This window comes from Pseudogemmobacter sp. TB195 (genome assembly GCF_058313095.1).
On sequence record NZ_JBZEGG010000118.1, the window covers coordinates 1 to 673 of the forward strand.

1 protein-coding gene is annotated in these 673 nt (G+C 65.5%); it reads right to left on the reverse strand.

Annotation, left to right across the window (positions count from 1 at the left end):
* Positions 1 to 673, reverse strand: a 673-nt coding sequence (locus AC4FS3_RS28915; RefSeq protein ID WP_491023405.1) for a Mu transposase domain-containing protein, incomplete at both ends; no start/stop codon positions are given.

Genomic DNA, 673 nt, shown 5'->3' on the forward strand with positions numbered 1-673 from the left:
GGCTTCCTGCGCAGGGCATGGATGACATGATGGTAATTGACCACCTGATCACGCCGGCCGTCAGGATGGGCGCGCCCCCTGGGCAGCGTCAGCAGATGAGAGCCGCCCATGATGACTTCGAGGCGGTCATCGTAAAGGCGCACCCGCAACCGGTGGCCGATCAGGCGGGAGGGCACGGTGTAGAAGACCTTGCGCAGGGTGAAGCCCCCGGTGCTTGAGACCGTGACGATCACTTCCTCAAAGTCCGTCGTGCGGTTTGCCGGCAGGGGCTGAAGACAGGCCCGCTCCGTCACGATCCGCCTGGCCCGCGCTGCGTTCCTGCGCCCGACAATCTCGTCGATGAAGGCCCGGTAACCTGCCAGATCGGGGAAGTCGACCGTCCCCCGCAACAGCAGCGCATCACGGATCGCGGCCTTCAGGTGACCATGGGCACTTTCGATGGCGCCGTTCTCATGGGCCACGCCACGGTTGTTGCGGGTCGGCTCCATCCGGTAATGGGCGCAGAGCGCTTCGTAACGCCTGGTCAGGTCAATCCCGGCGGCGGCGTCAAGGTTGCGGAATGCGGCTGACAGGCTGTCCGTGCGATGCTGATACGGCGCGCCACCCGCTGACCAGAGGGCATTCTGCAGCCCCTCGGCCAGCGCGACATGGCTTTCCCCGCCCAGGATGACAT